The sequence below is a fragment of the Methylotuvimicrobium buryatense 5G genome, assembly GCF_000341735.1.
GTDB lineage: Bacteria > Pseudomonadota > Gammaproteobacteria > Methylococcales > Methylomonadaceae > Methylotuvimicrobium > Methylotuvimicrobium buryatense.
Window position 1 is genome coordinate 2811012 of the sequence record NZ_KB455575.1, and the last position, 23450, is coordinate 2834461.

Below are 23450 nucleotides of genomic sequence, written 5' to 3' on the forward strand. Positions count from 1 at the left end.
GACGTGGCAAAATATTCTCAGTATATCAGCTATAATTACAGATAAAACTACTTCTCACCCCCAACTTTACTGAACACTTCCACTATCGCATAAAGACTCGTGAAAAATAGAATTTATAAATCCTTGTTTTTAGGAATCAGCTCCGCTGTCGTTGCAAGTGCTAGCTATGCACTTATCACCCCTGAAAGCAAAGTCAGATCGGCCGACATAAACGCCTTTACCAATAATGTTTTTTTAATCGGAACAAATAATCCGTTTAACGATAACCTCGCGTTTAAATTCGACGATCTCGGCGAATCATCCGATTTCAGGTCAATCGAACATATTATTGAAAGAGGCGAAAATCTTTCCACGATCTTTTCCAAACTCCACCTAAATAAATCCGATCTACATCAGATTATTCATGCCAACGAAGCAGGCCGTGAGTTTGCAATGATTTCCTCCGGCAAGACACTTCAAGTCAAAACGACACAGAGCGGTGAACTGACCGAAATTTCATACCAAAAAAGCCCAATTGAAACCGTCAAAGCTGTACGCGAAAACGACACATTCAATGTCGAGATTTCGAGCAAAACCACCGAAACAACAATCGCCAGAACCGTCGGCACCATTCGTAACTCTTTGTTTTACGATGGAAAGCGCGCAGGGTTGAGCGACAAATTGATACTACAACTCGCCAACATCTTTGCTTTCGATATCGACTTTGCATTAGATATCAAAGAAAACGATACCTTTTCTGTCGTCTATGAAAAACATATTGCGGAAGGCGAAGAAGTCGGTTCCGGCAATATTCTTGCTGCCGAATTCAATAATCATGGCAAGGTTTATCGTGCCGTCCGTTTTCAGGAGAATTCCGGCTCCGCACAATATTATCGACCCAATGGCGAAGGTTTACGTAAAGCCTTTGTACGAACGCCGGTCGACTTTATCCGTATCAGCTCACCTTTCAATTTAAAGCGCAAGCATCCTATCTTAAATAGAATCCGCGCTCACAAAGGTGTTGATTATGCGGCCAAGACCGGAACTCCGGTAAAAGTGACCGGCGATGGAAAAATACAATTCTTAGGAAGGCAAAACGGTTACGGACGCGTGATCATCGTCCAACATGATGACAACCGCTACAGCACACTTTATGCTCATCTCTCGGCATTCAATAACCGCTTCAAGCAAGGAGGCACTGTAAAGCAAGGCGATATTATCGGCTATGTCGGTCAATCCGGCTTGGCTAGCGGCCCTCATCTGCACTACGAATTCAGAGTAAACGGTGAACATCGCGATCCGTTATCGGTAGCCTTGCCAAACTCGATGCCGATCAGCCCTTCTTTGCTGGAAAAATTCAAAGCCGATACGAAGCCTCTCATAGCACAACTGGACCAAGCAAGAAACAGCTTACTTGCACAGAAGTAACGGGGCATCACAATTTCAATGACCGAGCTCTATATTGGCTTAATGTCTGGGACCAGCATCGACGGCATCGATGCTGGTCTTGTCGATTTTAGTAGCGGCCACCCTGAGTTCATCGCCTTCGAATACCACCCTTTTCCTGACCGGATCAGAACCGAGCTGACTGAAATTACTTCTTGCGATCATCCTGTTCTGCTAAAAAATATCGGCAAGCTTGACTCGCAACTGGGTAGTTTATTCGCACAAAGCGCACAGCGTTTAATCGCTAAAGCTGGCTTTTCTGCTTCAGATATCGCTGCAATCGGCAGTCACGGTCACACCCTTTTCCATGCACCAGAGCCGAACACCCCTTTTTGCCTACAAATCGGCGATCCCAACATCATCGCACAAGTCACAGGGATTACTACCGTAGCCGATTTTCGCCGTCGTGATATAGCCGCCGGAGGACAAGGCGCGCCTCTCGTTCCGGCTTTCCATCAAGCTTTATTCGGCTGCCCAAGTGAAAACCGTGTGATCGCCAATATCGGCGGCATTGCCAATATAACGATTTTGCCAAAAGACTCGTCGAAACCTGTCATAGGTTTCGATACCGGGCCCGGCAATACATTAATGGATACATGGATAAAAAAACATCAAGAAAGTCATTTCGACCATAACGGAAACTGGGCCAGAACAGGTCAAGTCAATAAGCGCCTGCTCTCGCAGCTAAAAGCCGACTATTATTTTAAGAGCACAGCACCCAAAAGCACGGGGAAAGAATATTTTTCACTGGCTTGGCTAACTAAACACCTCCGCGAGTTCTCGGAACAAAAACCGGAAGATGTCCAGGCATGCTTATGCCAATTAACAGCAGAAACCATTTGCGACGGGATCCGCGATTATGCCCCTTGTACAGACAAAGTATTAGTTTGCGGGGGCGGCGCGCGCAATAGCTATTTATTGGAAAAACTGCAGGACAATTTGAATTGTCCCGTATTATCGACCGAAGAGTACCATTTACATCCCGATCATGTGGAAGCAATTGCTTTTGCTTGGTTAGCCAGACAGACCATGAATAGCCTGCCCGGCAACCTTATGTCGGTTACCGGTGCAAAACAGCCGGTAATTCTGGGAGGAATCTATCCCGGGCGCGCCGCATTATGCGGAAAATGACGATCCGCAACCGCAAGTCGTAGTCGCGTTAGGGTTGCGTATCACAAACTGAGCGCCGGAAATATCTTCCTTGTAATCGATTTCGGCACCCGTTAAGTATTGAATGCTCATCGAATCGATCAAAACCGTCACGCCGCCGTTTTCGACTTGCGTATCATCTTCATTTACTTCCTCATCAAACGTAAAGCCGTACTGAAAGCCCGAGCAGCCTCCACCCGACACATAAACTCTCAACTTGAGATTGTCGTTGCCTTCCTCGGCAATTAAATCGCCGACTTTCGCAGCGGCGCTATCGGTAAAAATAATTGGTTCAGCCATAAAGTTTCTACTATCGAAATTAAAAAGTTATCAAAGTATGACAATCCCTAGTGTTTTAGTCAAGATTTAAGGATAAAGCGCAGGAATCCTCAGCCCCTCAGCTTCATCAAAACCGAACATTAAATTCATATTTTGCAACGCTTGCCCGGAAGCCCCTTTTACCAGATTATCAATCACGGATAACACCACCAACATCCGCTCCCCTTGGGGCTGATGAACGGCAATTTGACAAACATTGCCGCCCCTAACATTGCGGGTATCCGGGTGCGATCCATAAGGCAACACATCGACAAACGGCTCGTTGATATAGCGTTGTTCATAAAGTGCTTGAACGGCTTCTCCGTCTTCTAGCAATGGCGCATACAAGGTGGCATGAATACCTCGTATCATCGGTATTAGATGAGGAACAAAAGTCAAACCTACAGACCTTTTAGCGATCCTCTCCAAACCCTGGATTACTTCGGGTAAATGACGATGACCGTTTGCCGCATAAGCTTTAAAACTCTCGCCGGCTTCACTCATCAAGGTCGTCAATTGCGCTTTTCGCCCGGCACCGCTAACACCGGACTTAACATCGGCAACCAACCGATCGACCTCGACCAAGCCTTGCTCAATCAACGGCAAAAAACCTAATTGCACAGCAGTCGGATAACAACCCGGGCACGCAATCAAATTAGCATTTTTGATCGCTTCGCGGTTGACCTCCGGCAAACCGTAAACGGCTTGTTCGATCAGATCAGGGCAGGCATGCTCCATGCCGTACCATTTTTCCCATTGTTTTGGATCTTTCAAACGAAAATCAGCCGACAAATCGATGACTTTGACACCCCGCGCCATCAATTGTTCAGCCATCAACATGGCAGTACCGTTCGGCGTCGCAAAAAATACCGCATCGCAATCAGATAATCTCTCGACTTCCGGGGCGCTAAAAACCGTATCGATAAAACCGCGCAAACTCGGATACACTTCATCGACTCTTTTGCCCGCATCATTTCTCGATGTCACGACAGAGACCTCGACTTTCTTATGTAAAGCCAAGAGCCGCAGCAACTCCACACCCGTATAACCGGTGCCTCCAACAATACCTACCCGTACCATCAACTTACCTCACCCGATTGATCTGAAAATTAAATCATTGTGCCAATTTCATCATATATACACTTCGCGCTTCAAATTTAGGCATTTCCGCATGGAAGTACCAGGCCGTTAGGATTTCGTCCTGGAGCTATGAGCTTTGTCGAAGGTTCGTTAACTCGCTTGACAGGACGCCGTGAATACATTCCTGTGCTTGACCGAGGCTCCCTGCCGGCGACACCTGTCGATCAAGTTACCAAACACCCCATAAAATAGGGAAGTTATCTTCGACCAAATCCTTAGGCAGATTCACTCGGTTCTAAAAATTGACCAGACAGTGTATATCCAACAACGAAATCGGCTTGTTAATGGCTGACATTTTACAGGATATCTGTTTCGGTTCAGTCGAAATTATTTTTCATGAAGAATGGGCATATACCTTTCGTACTTTAAATTTCGGCGATACTGAAGGAGGGACAGGCATGAATGCTGGCATAGAGGAGCTTACAGGAATGTATTAACGGCGTCCTTTGCGGGTTACCCCGGTGCCGAATTTTGATCTGCGATAGGTATAATTCGCGCAGTTGAACGAGAAGGATCGAAATCAATGCGTTTTTCAAGCAGCCGATTTTCTCATTTTTTTGCGCTTTCGAATCCGAGTCAAAAATTCGCGGTTACGCTCATTCTGAAACTGACTGGTTCGACGGGATGAAAATGGATGTCTTCTACAGGGGTTGTCTCACCTCGCATTTGCGATTCGTAGTAGTAGTCGATTGCGCTGTCTTTGCGGTCGAGGATATTGAACACTTCGGCCTGCACGGTCCAGGTCTTATCGAAACGGTAACCGAGCATCGCCGATAACAAAACCGTCGAATCCGAACGGGCGCTGTTGTCTTCAATCAACGGTCTCGGTCCGAAATAACGCAACCTTGGGCCGCCGAAGAAACCGCCGTAAATATCGTGAACCGTGGCACCGGTTGCGATCACGCTTTCAATCGCACCGGGAATACGATCGCCGGCCGGATCGTTACCGCGAAAACGCGCTTTCGAAAAACTGAAATCGGCATCGAAGGTCAGCCAATCGGTCGGCGAATAATAATTCGCCCATTCGACGCCAAAACGGCGGCTCGGACGGCTAGTTTCGGTCGTTCCCGCATCGCCGACAAACAACAATTCGGAATCGATATCGAGCCACCAAACCGACAGCGTACTTTGCAATCCTTTAAACCAGGTCGTGCGCAGCCCCCCTTCGGCTCCGTAAGTACGAACCAACGGCACGGCGCGTTTGATCGGGTTACCGCCTCCATCGACGGTATCGCCGCTCACAGGATCGACACGCTGATTGATACCGCGCGCATCGTTACTGTGAAAACCGAGACCGCCGTTCAGGTAAAGCTCGGTATCCGCCCAAGGCCCGAATACGATACCGGCTTTCGGACTAACGATGCCGTCGGTACGCGTACCGTTGTTTTCGGACCGGTTACTGTCGGATACGTCGAATTGAAAGCCGTCGAAACGAACGCCCAATTGCGTTCTCAGCCAGGATGTCCAGCGGGTCTTGTTTTCGAAATACGGACTGACATTGGTCACGCGCACATCGTCGCTGCGAACGATATCCCACTGCTGCCGCGCCTCGGTCAACAGCAAACCGTTACGGATCGAGTCGTTTCTCACCTGCAGACCGATTGTGCTATCGGAGTCGAAAGCGCCGATTTTATGAAAAAACGTGTGGCTTGCGTTCAGACCGGATGTCCAGCGCTTATCGGGCTGAGCGAATTGGTCGCCGCGGTCTGGATCTTCGAGAAAATAGGTAAAGTTCGAGTACAGATCGAGTTCATGATAAATTCCGTAAACCGTCAGTTTGGATGCCGACGCCTCGTCTTGACGATGCCATTCGCCGGTGATGCTGTATCGCCGACTGCTGCCGCCGTCGGTTGGATCGAGCGTGCCGAAACGCCCGATCGTTCTGGAGTCGACCGCGCGCCGGGGGATTTGGTCGGTCGCGTTCCAGTCGGCTTTATAGGCCATAGCGGTAACGCTCCAGCCTGAGCTTTCATACTCTTGACTGTAGCGAAGCAAGCCGTTGAATTTCAAATAATCGTTGCTGACCGTCCACGGCCCCCCGTTATGAACGATTTCGCCGCCATAAAGCAAATTGCCGTCACCGAGCCTGTGCGAACCGGCCGACAGCCCCCGATAATAATCGAAACTACCGCCGGTAAATCGAGCGATATGTCCGGGCAAGGTATTGGCATAGCGTATATCGGCGGCACCGGCACTGGAAAAGTCACCGTTTTCGGCGTAGTAATTGCCTTTTTGATAATGGATCGTGGCTATCAATTCGGGAATCAGAAAGTTGGTATCGGTCCAACCCTGACCGTGTGCGTGCGAAACTAAATTCACCGGCACGCCGTCGATCTTGGTTAAAAAATCGGTGCCGTGATCGAGATTGAAGCCTCTTAAAAAAAACTGATTCGATTTTCCTTCGCCGCTATGCTGCGATGCGATCAGGCCGGGCACCGTTTCGAGTATCTCGCCGGGCCGAATGATAGGCCGGTACTGCAGCTGCTCTTGCCCGACATTACCCTGCGATGCGCTGTCTGCGATACCGACCAAAGAATCGCCGCGTTCGGTCACAACCATCTTGGGAAGTAACTCCAACTGCATCGTTTCGGATTCGATATCCGAACCGCTATCTTCATCATCCGCAACCGCCTGTGCATGAACCGATGTCCCGAACACAGTTGCGAACGCCAAAACAGCCAAGCGCACCATTATGATGCCGGTACCGTGCAATAATAGTGTCGCGGTAACGAATCCCAAGGCAAACGACAACAAACCGGCCGAGGCCGGCATTTCTTGTCCGTGAGCGTAGCCGTGAAAAAATGCGAAAAACATCACGACCGAAATACTCGCAAGCGCCGGTACGCAAATTCTGCGCAAAACCAACAACCCGAACACCGCGACCGACAAAAGAATCATCGGCTCGACGCCCCAAACCGGCAGCCCTGCAACGCCGATTAGACCGCCAAGACACATCACACCGACAAATGCCAACGGCAATTGCCATACAGAGTTACCTTTAAGCTGCGAGGCCCAAATGCCGACAGCCAGCATCGTCAACAAATGATCCCAACCTTCAAGTGGATGACTGAAACCGCTAAGCCAACCGCTGCTGTCGATATCCTGGAGATGTGCTTTGGCACAAAGCGGAAACAACATCAACGGCAGACAAAACGACCACACGGTCCAAGCGGATTTCTTGAAAAGAAAATTCATTCTATACCTTTGTTATTAACAACCGTTTTCGAAAGTTATATCTTTGCTAGTCAAATTTCGGCACAGGGCGATCGGAGCCCCTCGACTGTTATACCCATCGTAGATCAAATTCGGCACCGGGAGCCCGTCAAAGGACGCCGTGAATACATCCATGTCGGCTCTATGCCAGCATCCATGCTGGCAAAGCCTTTACCGATCACCCCGGCGCCTCTTTAAGCATCGCCGAAATTTGAAGTGCGAAAGGTATATATACGGCACATCAACAACAGCAATTCCCAGTTTGAGCATTTTCGCCGATCTTAGGGTGTGGGGTATGCCTGTCGAGGAACGCCGTAAACCCATCCATGGGGGCTTGGCGGCAGCTAAGCGCCCAGGATGGTGTGAATGCAGATTTTGCAGGAGCAAAAATCTGCCCCTGCTGCCGACATCCTCGCCAAGCACACCCCACACCCTTTTTGGTCCCCAAATTGGGAATTGCTGCCATCAACAAAGCCGACGATTTTTCAGTATGAAAAGGAGTAAGATAACGAAAATTGAATCATTTGTTTTGCTAACTCATTGACCGGCCGTGACAACCCCAAATGATCGCGTAGTGTCGCTCCCTCGTATTCGGCACGGAATAAGTTTCGAAATTTCAATTCTGGAACGACTAGATCTACAAAATCGTCAAATCCTCCGGGGAAATATGGCGGTATGATAGCAAATCCGTCAGCGGCTTCGCCTATAAACCAATCCTCTAGCTGATCGGCAACTTGCGTTGCTGTGCCGATTACGACTCGATGATCGCAATCATTAAGCCTTCGAAATAGCACCGACTCGACTTCCATCAACTCTCTAATCGGTTCTATAGAGGCATTCCGGAAACCGTTATGATTGAACCATTCCGGTAATACTTGTTGCAGTCTAGATTCTGTAGTCCTTTCCCTGTCGAGTTCGGAATTAAACGACTCTAATCTTTTCTCCGATTGTCGTGACTCCTTGAGTAAATGATATTTTTCATGAGCAGCCTCGGTTGTCTCGGCAACAACAGGTACCACACACGACACAACTTTTAGCTGCGAAGGACACTTACCGAAATCAAGCGCTTTTTCTTTTAACTTGGAATAAAACAGCCTTGCCTGTTGTTCATTATTCTGTCGAACCAAAACCACTTCAGCACTCCGCGCCGCCAATTCAATATCCCTGTCGGATAAGATATTTTGAACCAGTACCGGTTGATCATAAGCGGTTCGTTCCATGCCTGCCGCATCCAACTTGTTGCTTTTATCGACAACCCCAAGTAAATCATTACTTCCATCTTCAACTTCCCACATTGCCCACAAAGAAGTTACTAAGTCGATATAATCGCGAGTTCGCTCCGTAAGAATATTTCGATCATTATTATTTTCCGTCCCGGGATTCCAACCGGCCCGCCCTCGACTGATATGAGCGAGGGAGGAAAAAGAACCTGCCAAGCCATAAGGATCAGAGTAGTCGCAACATGCCGGCGCCACCAAACCGATCCGATTGGTAACATGTGCCAACGAAATCAATAACTTTACCGATTCATCATCCTGAGAATGACAGAACAATGACTCATCGGAACGCATAAAGACTGCATCAAATTTAGCTTGCTCGGCCTTTACCGCAACACGCTGGCAATCTGAAAGATCCCAACCGCAGACACCCCGCCCCTGTCGTCGCCTATTCGACAAATGACTATTGCCCGTTGGTAAAAAAACGCCCAGTTTCATTTGCCGCATGAATGCCCAAGCCTCATCGTTATCAATCTCCTAACCCATTAATTAGACTGTAAACCGATGCTCCGCGAATCAACTACACCGGTTATTATCAATAGAGACAGCAAAGATAATGCCAGTATTTTTTTACCAGTTGATGACACCCTATGGAAGTTAGCAGTAACCGAGCATTTTGGCTTTATGGTATCTAAAATCGTCGCTTTAGCTCCATTTTACATGCCCCAATTTTGTGCCAAATACCTTATTTTGATTACCAACGACCATTTTCACATATCGCATTTCGGCGTTGAACTTATAAGGAGAGATGAGGGGTTGCCCAGGACGAACGAATTAAAACAATAATTATATCAATACGATATATGATTGCTTAGTGCATTCAGTCAATTTGATAAAGCTTATAGCACATCCCGGATGCCCGTTAGGCCGCGCCGAGTACTGGCAATTTTGCCGACAAGCCTCGACAAAGTCCCTAGCGTCAGGAAATCATTTATTGCAAAACCCATAATCATTAGAATAAATCAAACTCTCGGACCCGCAATTTTTCACTTACGGTTTGAACGCTTGGCTTTAAAGGTATTGATCTAATCCGTATCGACTTCTGTTGTCTTGTTTTCAAGGGTTCAATCGTTTTTTGCTCGGCTATTTGAACAGGCAATTTGCGCTGTTTAACCGGAAATGTCCGAGGAATGGGGTATTGCGGCAATAACACCGAAACTGGCACTAGTTCGACTCCGATTCGCTCCAAGTCCGACAATTTTTCCCGTAAAATCTTTAATGTGTTCACTCTCGGATGCCCAATTGCCACGGCATAACCGCGCCGTTTAGCGATCGAAATAAGCAACTCGAACTGCTCGCGGATCTTTGCTTCAGAATTCACATGATCCAAAAAAACATCCCGACTCAAAGCAGGGACTCGATGAGCATCCGCCACTTTTTTGGCTACCGACTGATCGGTCGTCACGCTGTCGACAAAATACAAAGCATCGGGCTTGCTCGCTAAGACCTCCATAAGCCAGCCCATTGTTACCGAATCACGCGTCAGGGCGCTGCCCATGTGATTATTGACCCCCGAAATACCCGGAACAGCCGCCAATTGCGCCGAAAACCGAAACACAACTTCATTGCGATCCAACGATACGGTTAGCCCGCCGGCCCCCACAGGTTTTTCGCTTAGTGCCTGCATTGGCGCATGTAACATAATTTCCTTACCGTGACGTGATGCCATTAATGCCAAACGCTTGGAATGCAAAGCAAACGGCAAAAACGAATATGTGATATTACCGGGCAATTCGATTGCGGCAGCACCGATTTCGAGACTATTGCCCATGTCGTCGATAATGATGGCGATGCGCGAACGTTCATTTAACTCTGCTGCGGCCGGATGCCAGACAATAAAAAACCCCGACATTCCAAAGATTAATAAACCGATGAAATGCCGGGGTCTCATGCGCCGATCGAAACGTTAATTCCGCAAAATTGCGATCCCTTTCAGCAGCATCAAAGCTTCATGAAGCGGATAATCGGTAATTTCCAATTTGCTTTTCTCTTGATCTTGCTCTGTATCCTTTGTCTCCGGTTTCTTTTTAGACCGGTTACCATTAGTTAAATGGCGCGACAAATCGGCTTCTTTAACCGGCTTAAAGTCAGGTCCCTCGACGGACTCCAGTTTAAAGCGGTCTAATTGTATATCCGGTTCGATGCCTTCGGCCTGAATAGAGCGTCCTGAAGGAGTAAAATAACGCGCGGTAGTCAACTTGACTGCCGCTCCGCCGCTGGTTGGCAGAACAGTTTGTACCGAACCTTTACCGAACGATTTCTCGCCCATAATTACCGCTCGCCGGTGATCCTGTAAAGCACCGGCTACGATTTCAGATGCCGAAGCGGATCCCGCATTGATCAATACCACAATAGGCGCGCCATCGAGCACATCGTCCGGAGAGGCATTAAAGCGCATCTCGGAATTTTCAATACGTCCTTCGGTGTATACGATAAGGCCTTTATCAAGAAAAGCATCGCTGACGTCAACGGCTGCATTCAGGACTCCACCGGGGTTATTGCGCAAATCTAACACCAACCCTTTCAATTTACCGGCGTTTTCCTTTTCCAACTCAGCAATGGCCTTGCGTAAACCTTCTCCGGTCTTAGATTGAAAGCTACTAATTCTAAGATAGCCGTAATCTTTTTCGAGAAGTCGGCTTCTTACACTTTTAACCTTGATAATGTCCCGAGTGATCTCAATTTTCAAAGGCGCTTCCTCGCCTTCGCGCATAATGGTCAATACTATTCTGCTACCCGGATCACCTCGCATCAATTTTACGGCATCACCCAGAGACATCCCTTTAACCGGTTGATCGTCTAAGCGGACAACCAAATCTCCGGCCCGCACTCCGGCTCGTTGAGCCGGCGTATCATCAATCGGCGATACGACTTTGACAAAACCGTTTTCCATCGTGACTTCAATGCCCAAACCGCCGAATTGTCCCGTTGTACCTTCTTGAAGCTCCTTGTACTGATCGCCGGTAAGGTAATCCGAATGCGGATCGAGCCCGATCAACATGCCGCGAATTGCATGTTCGAGCAACTGTTTGTCAGTTACCGGCTCGACATAATCGCGCTTGATGCGCCCAAAGATTTCGGTAAAGGTCCGAAGGTCCTCGAAAGGCAGCACCTCGGTCTCCGGCGATCGACTACCTCGCTCAGCAAGGACATTACCGCCAACGCTGATAAAAATGCCCAGGAACATTCCCAGAATCAAAACCCATAAACTTTTTTTCTGCATAGCCCTAAAAACTCCAAACTTCTGATTTCCGATTTAAATAAAACATTTATCCTGTGCGATCCTGATCTATTTTACGGCACCACCGAACCGGATCGACGGGCTTGCCATTCTTGCGTATACCAAAATACAGACCTGCCTTGCTTCTACCACCGCTTTTACCGACCGAGGCAATTACATCGCCTGGTGCGACTCGGTCGCCGACCGATTTATAAAGGCTTTGATTGAACGCATAGAGCGTCATATAACCATTACCGTGATCAATGATCGTCAACAAACCATAACCTCTTAACCAATCGGCGAATACTATCTTGCCAGCGGAAACCGCTCTTATTTCCGTACCTTCGCCCGCACCGATCAAAACTCCGTCCCAGCGACTTCCCAACCTAGGGCTACCGAATTTTTTCACTAATTGACCTTTAACAGGCCAAGGCAAGTCTCCTTGCGAGGATGCGAAAGGCTTAACAGGCCAATCGACCAGCTCTTGCTGCTTTATGACCGGTTTTCCCGGTTCCGGTTCAAACGGCTGTTTAATCGCCGCTTGTTGTAAGCCATTAACCAAATTTTGTAATCGAGCCTCACCTTCCCGCAATTGACTCAAACGAAGCTTACTGGAGGAATAATCTTTTTCCAGACGAGTTAGCAACTCTTTTCTTTGCAACCGGCTTCTGTCCAAAGCCTCTTGCTCGGTTTTTTTTAGCTGCAAGGTCTGCTCGAGTAATTGACTTTCCTTCAGATTTTCTCGTTCCAGCTCGTTGATATCCATGACTGCTTGCCCGATTCTTGCCAATTTCTCCAGCCGGGCTTTATTTAGATATTCATAATAAACCATAATACGACTGGATAAAGCCGGATCTTCCTGGTTAAGCATCAACTTCAACTTTTCTTTACGGCCCATCGCGTACGCGGCCTTAACTTGATGCCTTAGCCCTTCATTTTGCTCAGCAATTTCAAGTTGCAATAAACGCGTTTTTTCGCGCAAATCTTTAATTTTTCGTTGCTTGCTATCGATTTGGCCTTGCAATTGTTTCAGGGTTGCGACGGTCTTGCCATAATATTTTTCAATTTCCGCCAACTGAGTCAACAACGCGCCTTGCTCTTTTTCAATACGCTTTATATTTCGATTGACTGCATCGATTTCGGCTTGAATTTTAACCAAGTCCCGATTTTTTTCTTCCGCTACAATCTGATCAGATAAACCGCTCAGCGCCAAGCAAATAAAGCCGACGAAAATTTTATTCATAAAGCCCTTCAAGCCTCTGCAAAAATGAGGATCTTTCCGTCATGTCAAACGACTGCAGCATGCCAGTACTCGTTAACTTTGACAAAACCAAACCGGATGAGTAATCACCCTCTGGCAACAGCTGTAAAGCTTTATTCATTCTAAACAAATCCTGCGATGCAGAGCAGATGCAAACGGCACCCACAACTTCGGCTCTTATATTACCCAACGAACCAGCACTAAAGCCTACTACACTTCCCAAACATTTCAATAACGCCATCGGATATTCTTCTTTACGCAACCAATCCCTTAAGAAGACATTGATCTGTGCAATAACAATTTTCGCTCCCAACCTTTTGGCCGTAACCAACAGAAAACAAAAGAATCGATCGATTTACGCCTCAATAACATCTTTCTTTCAGCTCATTGGATAAATTGAAGTAGAATGAGTCACATTCGGTCACAAAAGACCAAGGAACGTGTATTTTATAACTCTCGCAATCGATAGATATTTTTGATCTTTTTCAAACAGATACATAGCTTAGCCTTAGCTTAACGTCTGTTTGCGCCCATTGAATACGAACTAAAATCATGGCGTCGGTTGCGTAACTTGTTCCATGCCCGTTTCTTATGGCGTGTTTGTCTTAATCGGTCAAAATGATTGAAAAGCTCAGCTCATTTTGTTAGATTTACCGGCTATTTTAATTTCACGGTTAATAGCTAGATCCGGTTTATCACTATATTATAGTAATACACGTTAGCGATTGTTGTGTATAAATATACTTCGTGCGGTCACATTTGCTGGTAGGCTGACGCGCTCTTTTGTCCGATAGCGGCCTTGCTTGCATGAATGTAGGCAAGAGGAGTGGCAGCTCTGTAAAAACAGTCATATTGCCTAGCTTAGGAACGAGCATGAAATAACTTAGACAACTGTTGGAGGGGGTTTGGTGGCTCGATGGACAGGTGTCGGCGGCAGGGATAGCCGCCGTCAAGCCTACATGGACGTATTCACAGCGTCCTGTCAAGCGAGTCACCAAACCGCCACAAAGCTTACTACTTGTATAAGTTACTTTGTGCATATTCCTTAACGCCTGTTTTATCACCTTGCTTTCGATCAAAAAAGCATTGCTGCAAAACCCAACACGATAACCGGCCGAAATATGATTCACGATACCCTGAGACCCCACTGCCTGATTTTTTAAGAATCGATACTCCATGGATCATGACGAAGATCATCTAATCAACAACGACGCGGAAATTGACCGGGCAGCCCGCTGTCTGAAAGCCATGTCCCACCCCCTTCGTTTGAAAATACTCTGCGTCCTCGGCAGCGAATCCATTAACGTTCAGGACATAGTCGAGCAAGTCGGAACCAGCCAAAGCAACATCTCTCAACATTTGTCGATTCTAAGAGAAAAAGGCATTTTAGGCTCAAAAAAAGAAGCCAACCGGGTTTTTTATTACATCGACGACGAACGCATGCTGAAACTCATTAAAATGATGCGTGACGTGTTTTGTACCACTTGCTAACTCAACCGTTTTTCCTTCACCTTAATTTCTAATCTTATTACCTTACCAATCACCAATGGATCGTTTAATAGAGTTCATCTTAAATCATTATTTATTGTCGCTGGCACTAGCGGTCGTCACCTTCCTGCTGATTCAAGATTTATTTGAGAGCATGTTCAATAAATTCAAAGCACTCTCCCCTTTATTGGCAGTCGTAAAAATGAATGCCAGCGACGCGATCATCATCGACGTTCGCGAGCCGCATGAATTTATTAAGGGCGCTATCGAAAATGCCGTCAACGTGCCGCTCGGTAAACTGGAAAGCCAACTTGGCGAACTCGCTCACCACACAGACCACCCGGTCATCGTTGTTTGTCAAACGGGAACGCGCTCCGTCCCTGCGTGCAAAACCTTAACTAAAGCCGGCTTTTCCGACGTTTACAACATCATCGGCGGCATGCAATCTTGGGAGGAAAACAAACTCCCTATTAAAATCGCCAGCAAAAACAAAAACTGATTTTCCCAGCTTTTTACAACATGAAGTTAGAATTTTTTTATTCCAAAAACAGGACTTAAACCCATGGCCGAAGAAAACAAGCCCGCAGAAAAGCATTTCTCGATTCAAAAGATTTATACCAAGGACATCTCGTTCGAAACACCGAATTCGCCGAAGATTTTTACCGAAAAATGGGAACCGAAAGTCGATTTCAATCTCGGCACTAACGTGCAAACCTTGGAAAACGATATGTATGAAGTTTCCTTATCCGTAACTGTAACGGTAAAATGCGGCGAATCAACCGCCTATTTGGTTGAAGTCTGCCAAGCCGGTATTTATGCCTTGAAGGGATTTAGCGAAGAAGAAATGGGCCCGATGGTCGGCAGCTTCTGCCCTAATATATTGTTCCCTTATGCACGCGAAGCTGTTTCGGATCTAGTAGCCAAAGGCGGTTTTCCTCAGTTGCTACTGGCCCCTGTCAATTTCGATGCACTCTATGCTCAGCACCTACAACAAATTAAACAACAAGCTCCCGGCTCAAATAAAGTCAACTAAGGACTCATGACCTCAACTATCAGCGTACTTGGTGCCGGCTCATGGGGCACCGCTTTGGCGATACAAGCAGCCCGAAACGGCTACCATACGCTGCTGTGGGGGCACGACCCAGCTCATATTAAAACACTTCAACAAAACAGAACCAATCAGCGTTACTTGCCCGGTTTTGTTTTTCCCAACACGCTTGAAACCTGCTCGGAACTTGCCGAAGCCGCGGCATTCAGCGACTTAATCCTTATTGCCGTTCCTAGTCATGCATTTAAAAACACGCTGATCAAACTACGTCGATTTACCGGCCATCAGGTACAAATCGCCTGGGCTACCAAAGGCTTCGCGCCAAACGACGGGTATTTGTTACATTATTCGGTCGAAAACATCTTTGCCAAAGAAACTCCGGCCGCCGTTTTATCGGGCCCGACTTTCGCACGAGAGGTCGCTGCCGATTTACCGACCGCAATTACGATCGCATCAAATCATACAGGCTTTGCCGATCAATTAACCCGAATTTTCCACAGCGCACGGTTCCGCACTTACACCAGCACCGACATGATCGGCGTGCAAACCGGCGGCGCGGTTAAAAACGTATTGGCAATCGCCTCGGGAATTGCCGATGGTCTGAATTTCGGCGCCAACACGCGTGCCGCGCTCATTACAAGGGGACTCCATGAAATAATCAGGCTCGGCTTAGAACTCGGCGGCCGACAAGAAACGTTCATGGGCCTTGCCGGACTCGGCGACCTGATTTTAACTTGTACCGACAACCAATCAAGAAACCGGCGTTTCGGACTCGCGCTCGGTCAAAACAAAGACCGTGCCGCGGCCAGGGAAGAAATCGACCAAGAAATCGAAGGCGTATCGGCTGCAAAAGAAACCTATTTACTCGCACAAACACACGGCATCGACATGCCGATTACCGAACAAACCTATAAGGTGCTCTATGAAAGCTTATCGCCGTTGGCTGCCGTGCAAAACCTATTAGACCGCGAATTAAAAGCCGAAAGCTAGCCAACCTTTTACAAATGCACTGCCGGCGGTCTATGATTTTGGAATGGTGAATGGTGAATGGTGAATGGTGAATGGTGAATGGTGAAAAGATTGTCAACTCCCTAATCCAAGTTTACAAGAGTAAATTGCACACTTTCCGCTTATTGGGTCTAAAACTTGAATCCGTCCGGAGAATCCCGAAACCCGCTCATCCATCAGCGCCTACAAGCAACGCGACTGCTTTTGATTGCGCTTTTTGAATGGGCTCTTTCAAAGTAATCATCGCTATCATTTTTATTGTGCCGGCACGGAGCGCATGCCAGACCCGCTTATTTGATTAACGCTCCGACAAACGACTGTTGCCGCCAGGCTTCATACAATACAATCGAAACGGTATTGGATAAATTTAAACTGCGACTATCGGGCTGCATCGGTAAATACAGTAATTTATCCCGTTCCATCGATGCCAAAACCGAGGCGGGAAGACCGCGCGATTCCGGTCCGAACAAAAACGCATCATTCGGCTCAAAGCCCACCTCACTATAGACTTTGCACCCCTTGGTTGATAACGCAAACAATCTTGGCGGTTTGCGTTGATCTACAAAATCGGCCAACGAACCGTAAACACAGACGTTTGCCCATTCATGATAATCCAAACCGGCCCGGCGCAGTTTTTTGTCATCCATATCAAAGCCCAACGGCTCAATTAAATGCAAACTCGCACCGGTATTGGCGCACAACCTAATGATATTACCGGAATTCGCCGGTATTTCAGGCTCATAGAGCACGATATCAAACATTAACGACACTTCCTTGCAACAAAAACGACAGTCAAGCCAACTTATCTTTAGCCAGCACCAAAGGATTTAGTCGCAAATAACTTCCCTATTTTATGGAGGGCTCGGTAACTCGATCGACAGGTGTCGGCGGCAGGGAGCAGCCATCAAGCCTACATGGAAGTATTCACCCAGCACCTAAACTCCATAGACCATTGGCCATGATTAACTATCTTGGGTAATTTAGGTGCTGGGTTCACGGCGCCCTGTCGATCGAGTACCGAACCATCGACAAATCGCATAGCTCGAGGACGTTATTTATCACAAAATCCTAACTTAGTCGCTGGGTTTACGGTGTAACTCGACAATCGAATCCCACATCTAAAAAAAGTTCAATGGTTCTTAGGCCGAAAACCGAGGTCATAACTCATCAATCCGAACAGGAGTCAGTTTCCAAATATCCCGGTTATAATCGCCTATAGTTCTATCGGTCGAAAACTTTCCGCTCGAAGCACAATTGAGAATACTCATTTTGGTCCATCGCTCGGTATCGACGAAGGCCTTTTCGGCACGATTTTGCGCATCGACATAACTGCGAAAATCGGCAACGGTCATCCAAGGATCGTAAGGACTTTTAATCGAATTAACAAGATCGTCGAATATACCGGGCTCCATCAGATTGAAATGCCCGCACTCAATCAGATTCACGACCCTTTTTAGGTCATTATCCTGCTCAATAATTGCGTTAGGGTCGTAATGCCCTTTCATTGCCTCGACTTGATCCTCGGTTAAGCCGAATAAAAAGAAATTGTCCTCACCGACTTCTTCGAGAATTTCAATATTCGCACCATCCAAGGTACCGATAGTTATCGCTCCGTTCATCATAAACTTCATATTGCCGGTTCCGGAAGCTTCCTTGCCGGCCGTCGAAATTTGTTCGGACAAATCGGCTCCGGTACAAATAATCTCCATCGCGGAAACCCTATAGTTAGGCAAAAAAACCAATTTCAATTTATTGCCGACATCAGGGTCGAAATTAATGACGTTGGAAACATTATTGATAAATTTAATAATGTTTTTAGCCATCACATAACCGGGTGCCGCTTTGCCCCCTATCAAAACGCAGCGATTGACCCAATCTTGCGCATCACCACGCTTGATCCTGTCGTACAAATGGATTACATGCAAAACATTTAGCAACTGTCGCTTGTACTCATGGATCCGCTTAACCTGCACATCGAACAAGGCATCGGCGGACAACTCGAGTCCGAGCTCGCTCTTTTTATAGTCAATTAAGCGTTGCTTGTTTTGGCGTTGAATAGCCAGCCACTTTTCACGAAACGCGGCATCTTCGGCATAAGGCTTTAGTTTTTGTAACTCCGACAAATCGGTTATCCAAGCGTCACCAATAGTTGCTGTGATTAGTTCCGCTAGCGCAGGATTACAACCGGCCAACCAGCGGCGTGGAGTCACACCATTAGTCTTATTATTAAACTTTGATGGCCATAATTCATAAAAATCCTTGAATAGCCCTTCTTGTAACAACTTCGAGTGCAATTCGGCGACACCGTTAATCGAATAGCTGCCGACGATGGCTAAATAAGCCATGCGCACTTGCTTCTCCGCGCCTTCCTCGATGATCGACATGCGTCGCATTCTGTCGAGATCACCCGGCCAATGCGTCGAAACTTCAGCCATGAACCTTGCATTGATGTCGTAAATAATTTCCAACAATCTCGGCAAAAGCGATTCAAATAATCCGACCGACCAACGCTCCAACGCTTCCGGCAACAAGGTATGATTGGTATAGGCCATCGTTTGGGTGGTAATGCCCCAAGCTTCGTCCCATGTCAAACCATGAACATCCATTAATAAACGCATCAATTCGGCCACCGCGATGCTCGGATGCGTATCATTCAATTGGAAACAGTTTTTCTCGGCGAAATCGCTAAAGTTGTTGCCATGGCGTCCGACCCAGTTCGCAATAACGTCTTGCAAACTCGCTGACGCCAATAGATATTGCTGCTTAAGCCGCAATGCTTTGCCGTTCTCGTTCGCATCGTTCGGATAGAGCACCATCGTGATGTTTTCGGCGGTATTTTTCGCCGCTACCGCCTCGGCATAACCGCCCGCATTGAATTCTTGCAGATTGAACTCTTCAGTCGCGGTCGATTTCCACAATCTAAGCGTATTAACGGTACCGTTGTTATAGCCGGGAATAGGTGTATCGTAAGGAACCGCGAGGATATCGTTGGTATCGACCCAGCAAGTCCTTTTGTTGCCGTTTTCGTCGATATGCGTTTCGGTTCGCCCACCGAATTTGATCCGATGCGTGTATTCCGGCCTCTCGATCTCCCAGACATTGCCATTACGCAACCAATGATCTGGCCTTTCTATTTGCTCGCCGTTTTGTATACCTTGGCTAAACATACCGTATTCGTAGCGCAACCCGTAACCGATGACCGGAAGTTGCAAGGTGGCGCAACTATCGATAAAACAGGCCGCCAAACGGCCTAAACCGCCGTTACCCAAACCCGCATCCGGCTCGCTATCGGCTAATTCCTCGATTTCCAATCCGAGATCGTACATCGCACGAGTTGCTTCGTCAGTTACGCCTAGATTGAGCATCGCATTGCTCAAGGTTCGCCCCATCAAAAATTCCATCGATAGGTAGTAAGCTTTTCTGCAATCGGCATCCCGGTAGGCATTGTAGGTATTTTTCCAACGCTCGATGAGCCGGTCGCTAATCACTAAAGACAAGGCTTCATAAGCGTAATACGGAGATCGACAGTTTTCGTCCCGCCCTAAACGATAAGCGTAATAACGCTTGAAATCGGTAATCAAATGATCCTTATCCAACGACAAACTTGGAAGTTTAGTTATCGTTGCGGCCGGCTTACTTTTTTTGAAAATAGTGCTAGGCATTTTTGATGGCTCTTCGGATTGTTCGTACATATCAATCATATCGGTTTATTTTCATTACACAAGTGCTTTAAGTCGATTAAATTAAACCTTAATCCGCTTGAAAAATCGTGCATTCAGTAATTGGATTCAATATTCAGACAAGCGAGTATCAAATACCATGGACGGAAAGCTGAAGACATCTAGGCAGCACCCATTCATAACCCACCCTTATGCATTGACTCGCCGGTTACCAAGCAGAAAAGCCCTGCACGAGTCAAAGCAAATTTGGCCAGCATTAAAACGCTAACGGTTATATTTATTCGCATTACTTGAAAAAGTCTCGCTCGTAGTTAAAAATTTAACTAATCCGACCATGGCATTGCTTATATTTTTTCCCTGACCCGCATGGACAAGGGTCGTTACGCCCTACCTTGCGCTCATTTCTAACAAACGGCTGTTCGACCGATTTTTCCGGCTCCATCGGAACTGACAAGTCCTCGACCGGTGCTGCTATCGGTTCCGCCTCGGCGTGCTCGTAATGCATTTCCTTGGGAGCTTGTCTCATTTCATCTATCGCCTGAACATCCTCTTCCTGAGTCACCTGGACCTTGGCTAGGATACCAATCACTTCGTACTTGATGTGATCCAGCAAACTAGTGAACATCTCAAAGGATTCACGTTTGTATTCTTGCTTCGGATCTTTTTGCGCATAGCCTCTAAAATGAATGCCTTGACGTAAGTGATCCATCGCCGCCAAATGCTCTTTCCAACTATTATCCAAGACTTGCAACATTACGGACTTTTCGAAATGCCGTAATATTTTGGGCTCAATCTTGAGTTCTTTTTCCTTATAGCTTTCCTCGACCAACTCCACAATGCGCTCACGCAACGAGGCTTCGTTAAGTCTTTTGTCATCCTTAAGCATTTGCCTGACCGGTATTCCGGCATTAAACTCTTGCAATAAATGATCTTCCAGACCTTTGGTATCCCACTGCTCTTCCATTGTTTTCGGCGGAATATATTGCGTAATGACATTATTGACCACATCCTTGCGAATTTCGCTCATGATATCGGAAATGTCTTCCGCAGCCATTAGCTCGTTGCGCTGTGCATAGATCACTTTGCGTTGATCGTTAGCGACATCATCGTAAGCCAAAATTTGTTTACGTATATCGAAATTCCGGCTTTCGACTTTTCGTTGAGCGTTTTCAATCGAACGAGTGACCCAAGGATGCTCGATCGCCTCGCCCTCGCCCATACCCAGTTTTTGCATCAAGCCTGCAACGCGGTCGGAGGCAAAAATACGCATTAACGGATCTTCGAGCGATAAGTAGAATCTTGTAGAACCGGGATCGCCTTGTCGCCCCGAGCGTCCCCGTAGCTGATTGTCGATACGCCGCGATTCGTGACGCTCGGAACCGATTACATGCAAGCCGCCGCTGGCAATGACTTGTTGATGACGATCGAGCCATGCTCCGCGAACTTTTTCCCGATCTTCTTCTGAGGCTTCCTCGCCTAGCGCCGCCAGTTCAGCATCAAGATTACCGCCCAACACGATATCGGTACCTCGCCCGGCCATATTGGTTGCAATCGTTACCGCGCCCGGCATACCGGCCTGTTCGATAATATGCGCTTCGCGTTCATGCTGTTTGGCATTCAATACTTCGTGCTTAATATTTTCCTTGGTAAGTAATGCGGAAATGATCTCGGAGTTTTCGATCGATGTCGTTCCGACCAGAACCGGCTGACCACGCTCGACGCAACTTTTGATGTCTTGAGCAATGGCCTGGTATTTTTCACGAGCCGTCAAATAGACCAAATCGCCCATATCTTTACGAATCATCGGCCGATGGGTCGGAATGACGACTACTTCAAGACCGTAAATCTTGTTTAATTCGAACGCTTCGGTATCGGCCGTACCGGTCATCCCGGACAGTTTTTCGTAGAGGCGGAAATAATTTTGGAATGTAATCGAGGCCAGCGTTTGATTTTCATTTTGTATCGTCACGCGCTCTTTGGCTTCGATGGCCTGATGCAAACCTTCCGACCAGCGCCGTCCCTGCATAATGCGCCCGGTAAATTCATCGACGATCATGACTTCATTGTTCGCGACAATATAATCGACGTCTTTTTGAAACAAATGATGCGCACGCAACGACGCATTGAGGTAATGCATCAGCCGAATATTAGACGCATCGTAAAGGCTACCCCCATCGACCATCAAGCCATGTTCGGTCATCAATTGCTCAACATGCTCATGACCTTCCTCGGTCAAATAAATCTGCCGGGTTTTCTCGTCGACAAAGAAATCGCCAGGGCTATCTTCTTTTTCCTGTTTGGTTAAAAAAGGCACGATCTCGTTGGCTTTGATATAAATATCAGTACTTTCCTCGGTCGGTCCGGAAATAATCAATGGCGTGCGCGCCTCGTCGATTAAAATCGAATCCACCTCATCGACGATCGCAAATGCTAAATCTCTCTGTACTTTTTGCGCCAAGCTGAAAGCCATGTTATCGCGCAAATAGTCGAAGCCGAACTCATTGTTGGTACCGTAGGTGATATCGGCGGCGTAAGCGACTCGCCTCTCCGCGCTATCCATGCGACTAACGATAACGCCGGTCGTCAGGCCTAAAAACTCGTATACGCGCCCCATCCATTGCGCGTCGCGAGCCGCCAGATAATCGTTAACCGTGACGACATGCACTCCGCGTCCCGGCAAAGCATTAAGGTAAGCCGCCAAGGTCGCCATCAAGGTTTTTCCCTCGCCGGTCTTCATTTCGGCAATCTTGCCGTCATTAAGAACCATACCGCCGATTAATTGCACGTCGTAATGACGCATGCCGAATACCCGAGCGGAGGCTTCCCTTACCGTTGCAAAGGCCTCCGGGATCAAATTATCCAACTTTTCGCCCTGATCGAGGCGATCACGAAACTCTTGCGTCTTGGCCTTTAACTCGCCATCGGATAATTTTTCATAATCGGAAGCAAGCGCGTTAATTTTTTTGACCAGCTTCCTTTTCTTTTTGACCAGTCGGTCATTGCGACTACCTACAATAAATTTAACCAGCTTACCAACCATGCTTTTTTCCGGTGAGAATTAAGTAATAACTATTTAAAAGTTTCGGATTATATACCTTCTACCCCATTAGTTACAGTTAAAAGCACTTATAACTATCGCTCATCGAATTGGGGTATTGCCGCAATGGGATACCGGATCGCTTAACTCTATATATACCTTTCGCACTTCAAATTTCGGCAGTGC

20 protein-coding genes are annotated in these 23450 nt (G+C 47.2%); 9 read left to right on the top strand and 11 right to left on the bottom strand.

The window, feature by feature from the left end; translation table 11 throughout:
- The first annotated feature begins 99 nt into the window (after positions 1–99).
- Positions 100–1407: an OapA family protein gene (locus tag METBU_RS0112610; protein ID WP_017840967.1), complete on the top strand. Its 1308-nt coding sequence runs from the start codon at positions 100–102 to the stop codon at positions 1405–1407.
- An 18-nt stretch (positions 1408–1425) separates the two neighbouring features.
- Positions 1426–2556 carry an anhydro-N-acetylmuramic acid kinase gene (locus METBU_RS0112615; RefSeq protein ID WP_017840968.1) on the top strand — a complete coding sequence of 377 codons (1131 nt, stop codon included), beginning with the start codon at positions 1426–1428 and terminating at the stop codon, positions 2554–2556.
- Here the strand turns inward: METBU_RS0112615 and erpA are convergent.
- Together erpA and argC are read right to left on the bottom strand one after the other, a co-directional pair.
- Complete coding sequence (gene erpA, locus METBU_RS0112620) at positions 2542–2874, bottom strand: iron-sulfur cluster insertion protein ErpA (protein ID WP_017840969.1); 333 nt, start codon at positions 2872–2874, stop codon at positions 2542–2544. The genes METBU_RS0112615 and erpA overlap by 15 nt on opposite strands.
- Positions 2875–2940: 66 nt before the next feature.
- Positions 2941–3972, bottom strand: a complete 1032-nt coding sequence (argC, locus tag METBU_RS0112625) for an N-acetyl-gamma-glutamyl-phosphate reductase (protein WP_017840970.1) — start codon at positions 3970–3972, stop codon at positions 2941–2943.
- Between the two features lie 344 nt (positions 3973–4316).
- On the opposite strand from argC, the gene METBU_RS28120 reads away from it, so the two are divergent.
- The gene (locus tag METBU_RS28120; protein ID WP_017840971.1) at positions 4317–4469 is read left to right on the top strand and encodes a hypothetical protein; all 153 of its coding nucleotides are present in this window, start codon (positions 4317–4319) and stop codon (positions 4467–4469) included.
- A gap of 139 nt (positions 4470–4608) precedes the next feature.
- On the opposite strand, the gene METBU_RS0112635 is transcribed toward METBU_RS28120, so the two are convergent.
- On the bottom strand, positions 4609–7227 hold the full coding sequence (locus METBU_RS0112635; RefSeq protein WP_017840972.1) for a TonB-dependent receptor domain-containing protein: 2619 nt from the start codon (positions 7225–7227) through the stop codon (positions 4609–4611).
- A 384-nt stretch (positions 7228–7611) separates the two neighbouring features.
- On the opposite strand from METBU_RS0112635, the gene METBU_RS28125 reads away from it, so the two are divergent.
- Positions 7612–7749 carry a hypothetical protein gene (locus METBU_RS28125; RefSeq protein ID WP_175421641.1) on the top strand — a complete coding sequence of 46 codons (138 nt, stop codon included), beginning with the start codon at positions 7612–7614 and terminating at the stop codon, positions 7747–7749.
- On the opposite strand, the gene METBU_RS0112640 is transcribed toward METBU_RS28125, so the two are convergent.
- Positions 7731–8969, bottom strand: coding sequence for an LLM class flavin-dependent oxidoreductase (locus METBU_RS0112640; RefSeq protein ID WP_017840973.1), 1239 nt, complete (start codon positions 8967–8969; stop codon positions 7731–7733). The genes METBU_RS28125 and METBU_RS0112640 overlap by 19 nt on opposite strands.
- A gap of 57 nt (positions 8970–9026) precedes the next feature.
- On the opposite strand from METBU_RS0112640, the gene METBU_RS0112645 reads away from it, so the two are divergent.
- Positions 9027–9308, top strand: coding sequence for a hypothetical protein (locus tag METBU_RS0112645; protein ID WP_017840974.1), 282 nt, complete (start codon positions 9027–9029; stop codon positions 9306–9308).
- A gap of 166 nt (positions 9309–9474) precedes the next feature.
- Here METBU_RS0112645 and METBU_RS24050 read toward each other — a convergent pair whose 3' ends face one another.
- From METBU_RS24050 to METBU_RS0112665, 4 genes are read right to left on the bottom strand one after another with little or no spacing between them, the layout of a single operon-like run.
- Positions 9475–10413, bottom strand: a complete 939-nt coding sequence (locus tag METBU_RS24050; RefSeq protein ID WP_017840975.1) for a divergent polysaccharide deacetylase family protein — start codon at positions 10411–10413, stop codon at positions 9475–9477.
- 15 nt (positions 10414–10428) lie between these two features.
- Positions 10429–11745 (bottom strand): S41 family peptidase, encoded by a 1317-nt coding sequence (locus METBU_RS0112655; protein WP_017840976.1) that lies wholly within the window; start codon positions 11743–11745, stop codon positions 10429–10431.
- Positions 11746–11791: 46 nt separating this feature from the next.
- On the bottom strand, positions 11792–12985 hold the full coding sequence (locus tag METBU_RS0112660; RefSeq protein ID WP_017840977.1) for a murein hydrolase activator EnvC family protein: 1194 nt from the start codon (positions 12983–12985) through the stop codon (positions 11792–11794).
- A complete protein-coding gene (locus METBU_RS0112665) occupies positions 12978–13316 on the bottom strand; it encodes a hypothetical protein (protein WP_208976561.1) in 339 nt (112 codons plus the stop codon). Before METBU_RS0112665 ends, METBU_RS0112660 begins: the two co-directional genes overlap by 8 nt.
- Before the next feature lie 863 nt (positions 13317–14179).
- Here METBU_RS0112665 and METBU_RS0112670 point away from each other — a divergent pair.
- The 4 genes from METBU_RS0112670 to METBU_RS0112685 all read left to right on the top strand — a co-directional run bounded on the left by METBU_RS0112670 (position 14180) and on the right by METBU_RS0112685 (position 16529).
- Positions 14180–14494, top strand: a complete 315-nt coding sequence (locus METBU_RS0112670) for an ArsR/SmtB family transcription factor (RefSeq protein WP_014146945.1) — start codon at positions 14180–14182, stop codon at positions 14492–14494.
- A gap of 55 nt (positions 14495–14549) precedes the next feature.
- Positions 14550–14990 (top strand): rhodanese-like domain-containing protein, encoded by a 441-nt coding sequence (locus METBU_RS0112675; RefSeq protein WP_017840979.1) that lies wholly within the window; start codon positions 14550–14552, stop codon positions 14988–14990.
- A gap of 63 nt (positions 14991–15053) precedes the next feature.
- Entirely contained in the window at positions 15054–15524 is a 471-nt protein-coding gene (gene secB, locus METBU_RS0112680; RefSeq protein WP_017840980.1) for a protein-export chaperone SecB, read from the top strand.
- 6 nt (positions 15525–15530) lie between these two features.
- Positions 15531–16529: an NAD(P)H-dependent glycerol-3-phosphate dehydrogenase gene (locus METBU_RS0112685; protein WP_017840981.1), complete on the top strand. Its 999-nt coding sequence runs from the start codon at positions 15531–15533 to the stop codon at positions 16527–16529.
- 308 nt (positions 16530–16837) lie between these two features.
- Here the strand turns inward: METBU_RS0112685 and trmL are convergent, their stop codons facing one another.
- The 3 genes from trmL to secA form a co-directional block, all read right to left on the bottom strand.
- Positions 16838–17308: a tRNA (uridine(34)/cytosine(34)/5-carboxymethylaminomethyluridine(34)-2'-O)-methyltransferase TrmL gene (trmL, locus tag METBU_RS0112690; protein ID WP_017840982.1), complete on the bottom strand. Its 471-nt coding sequence runs from the start codon at positions 17306–17308 to the stop codon at positions 16838–16840.
- 396 nt (positions 17309–17704) lie between these two features.
- Positions 17705–20209 carry a glycogen/starch/alpha-glucan phosphorylase gene (locus METBU_RS0112695; protein ID WP_026130204.1) on the bottom strand — a complete coding sequence of 835 codons (2505 nt, stop codon included), beginning with the start codon at positions 20207–20209 and terminating at the stop codon, positions 17705–17707.
- A 337-nt stretch (positions 20210–20546) separates the two neighbouring features.
- Positions 20547–23267 (bottom strand): preprotein translocase subunit SecA, encoded by a 2721-nt coding sequence (gene secA, locus METBU_RS0112700; RefSeq protein WP_017840984.1) that lies wholly within the window; start codon positions 23265–23267, stop codon positions 20547–20549.
- Between the last annotated feature and the right edge of the window lie 183 nt (positions 23268–23450).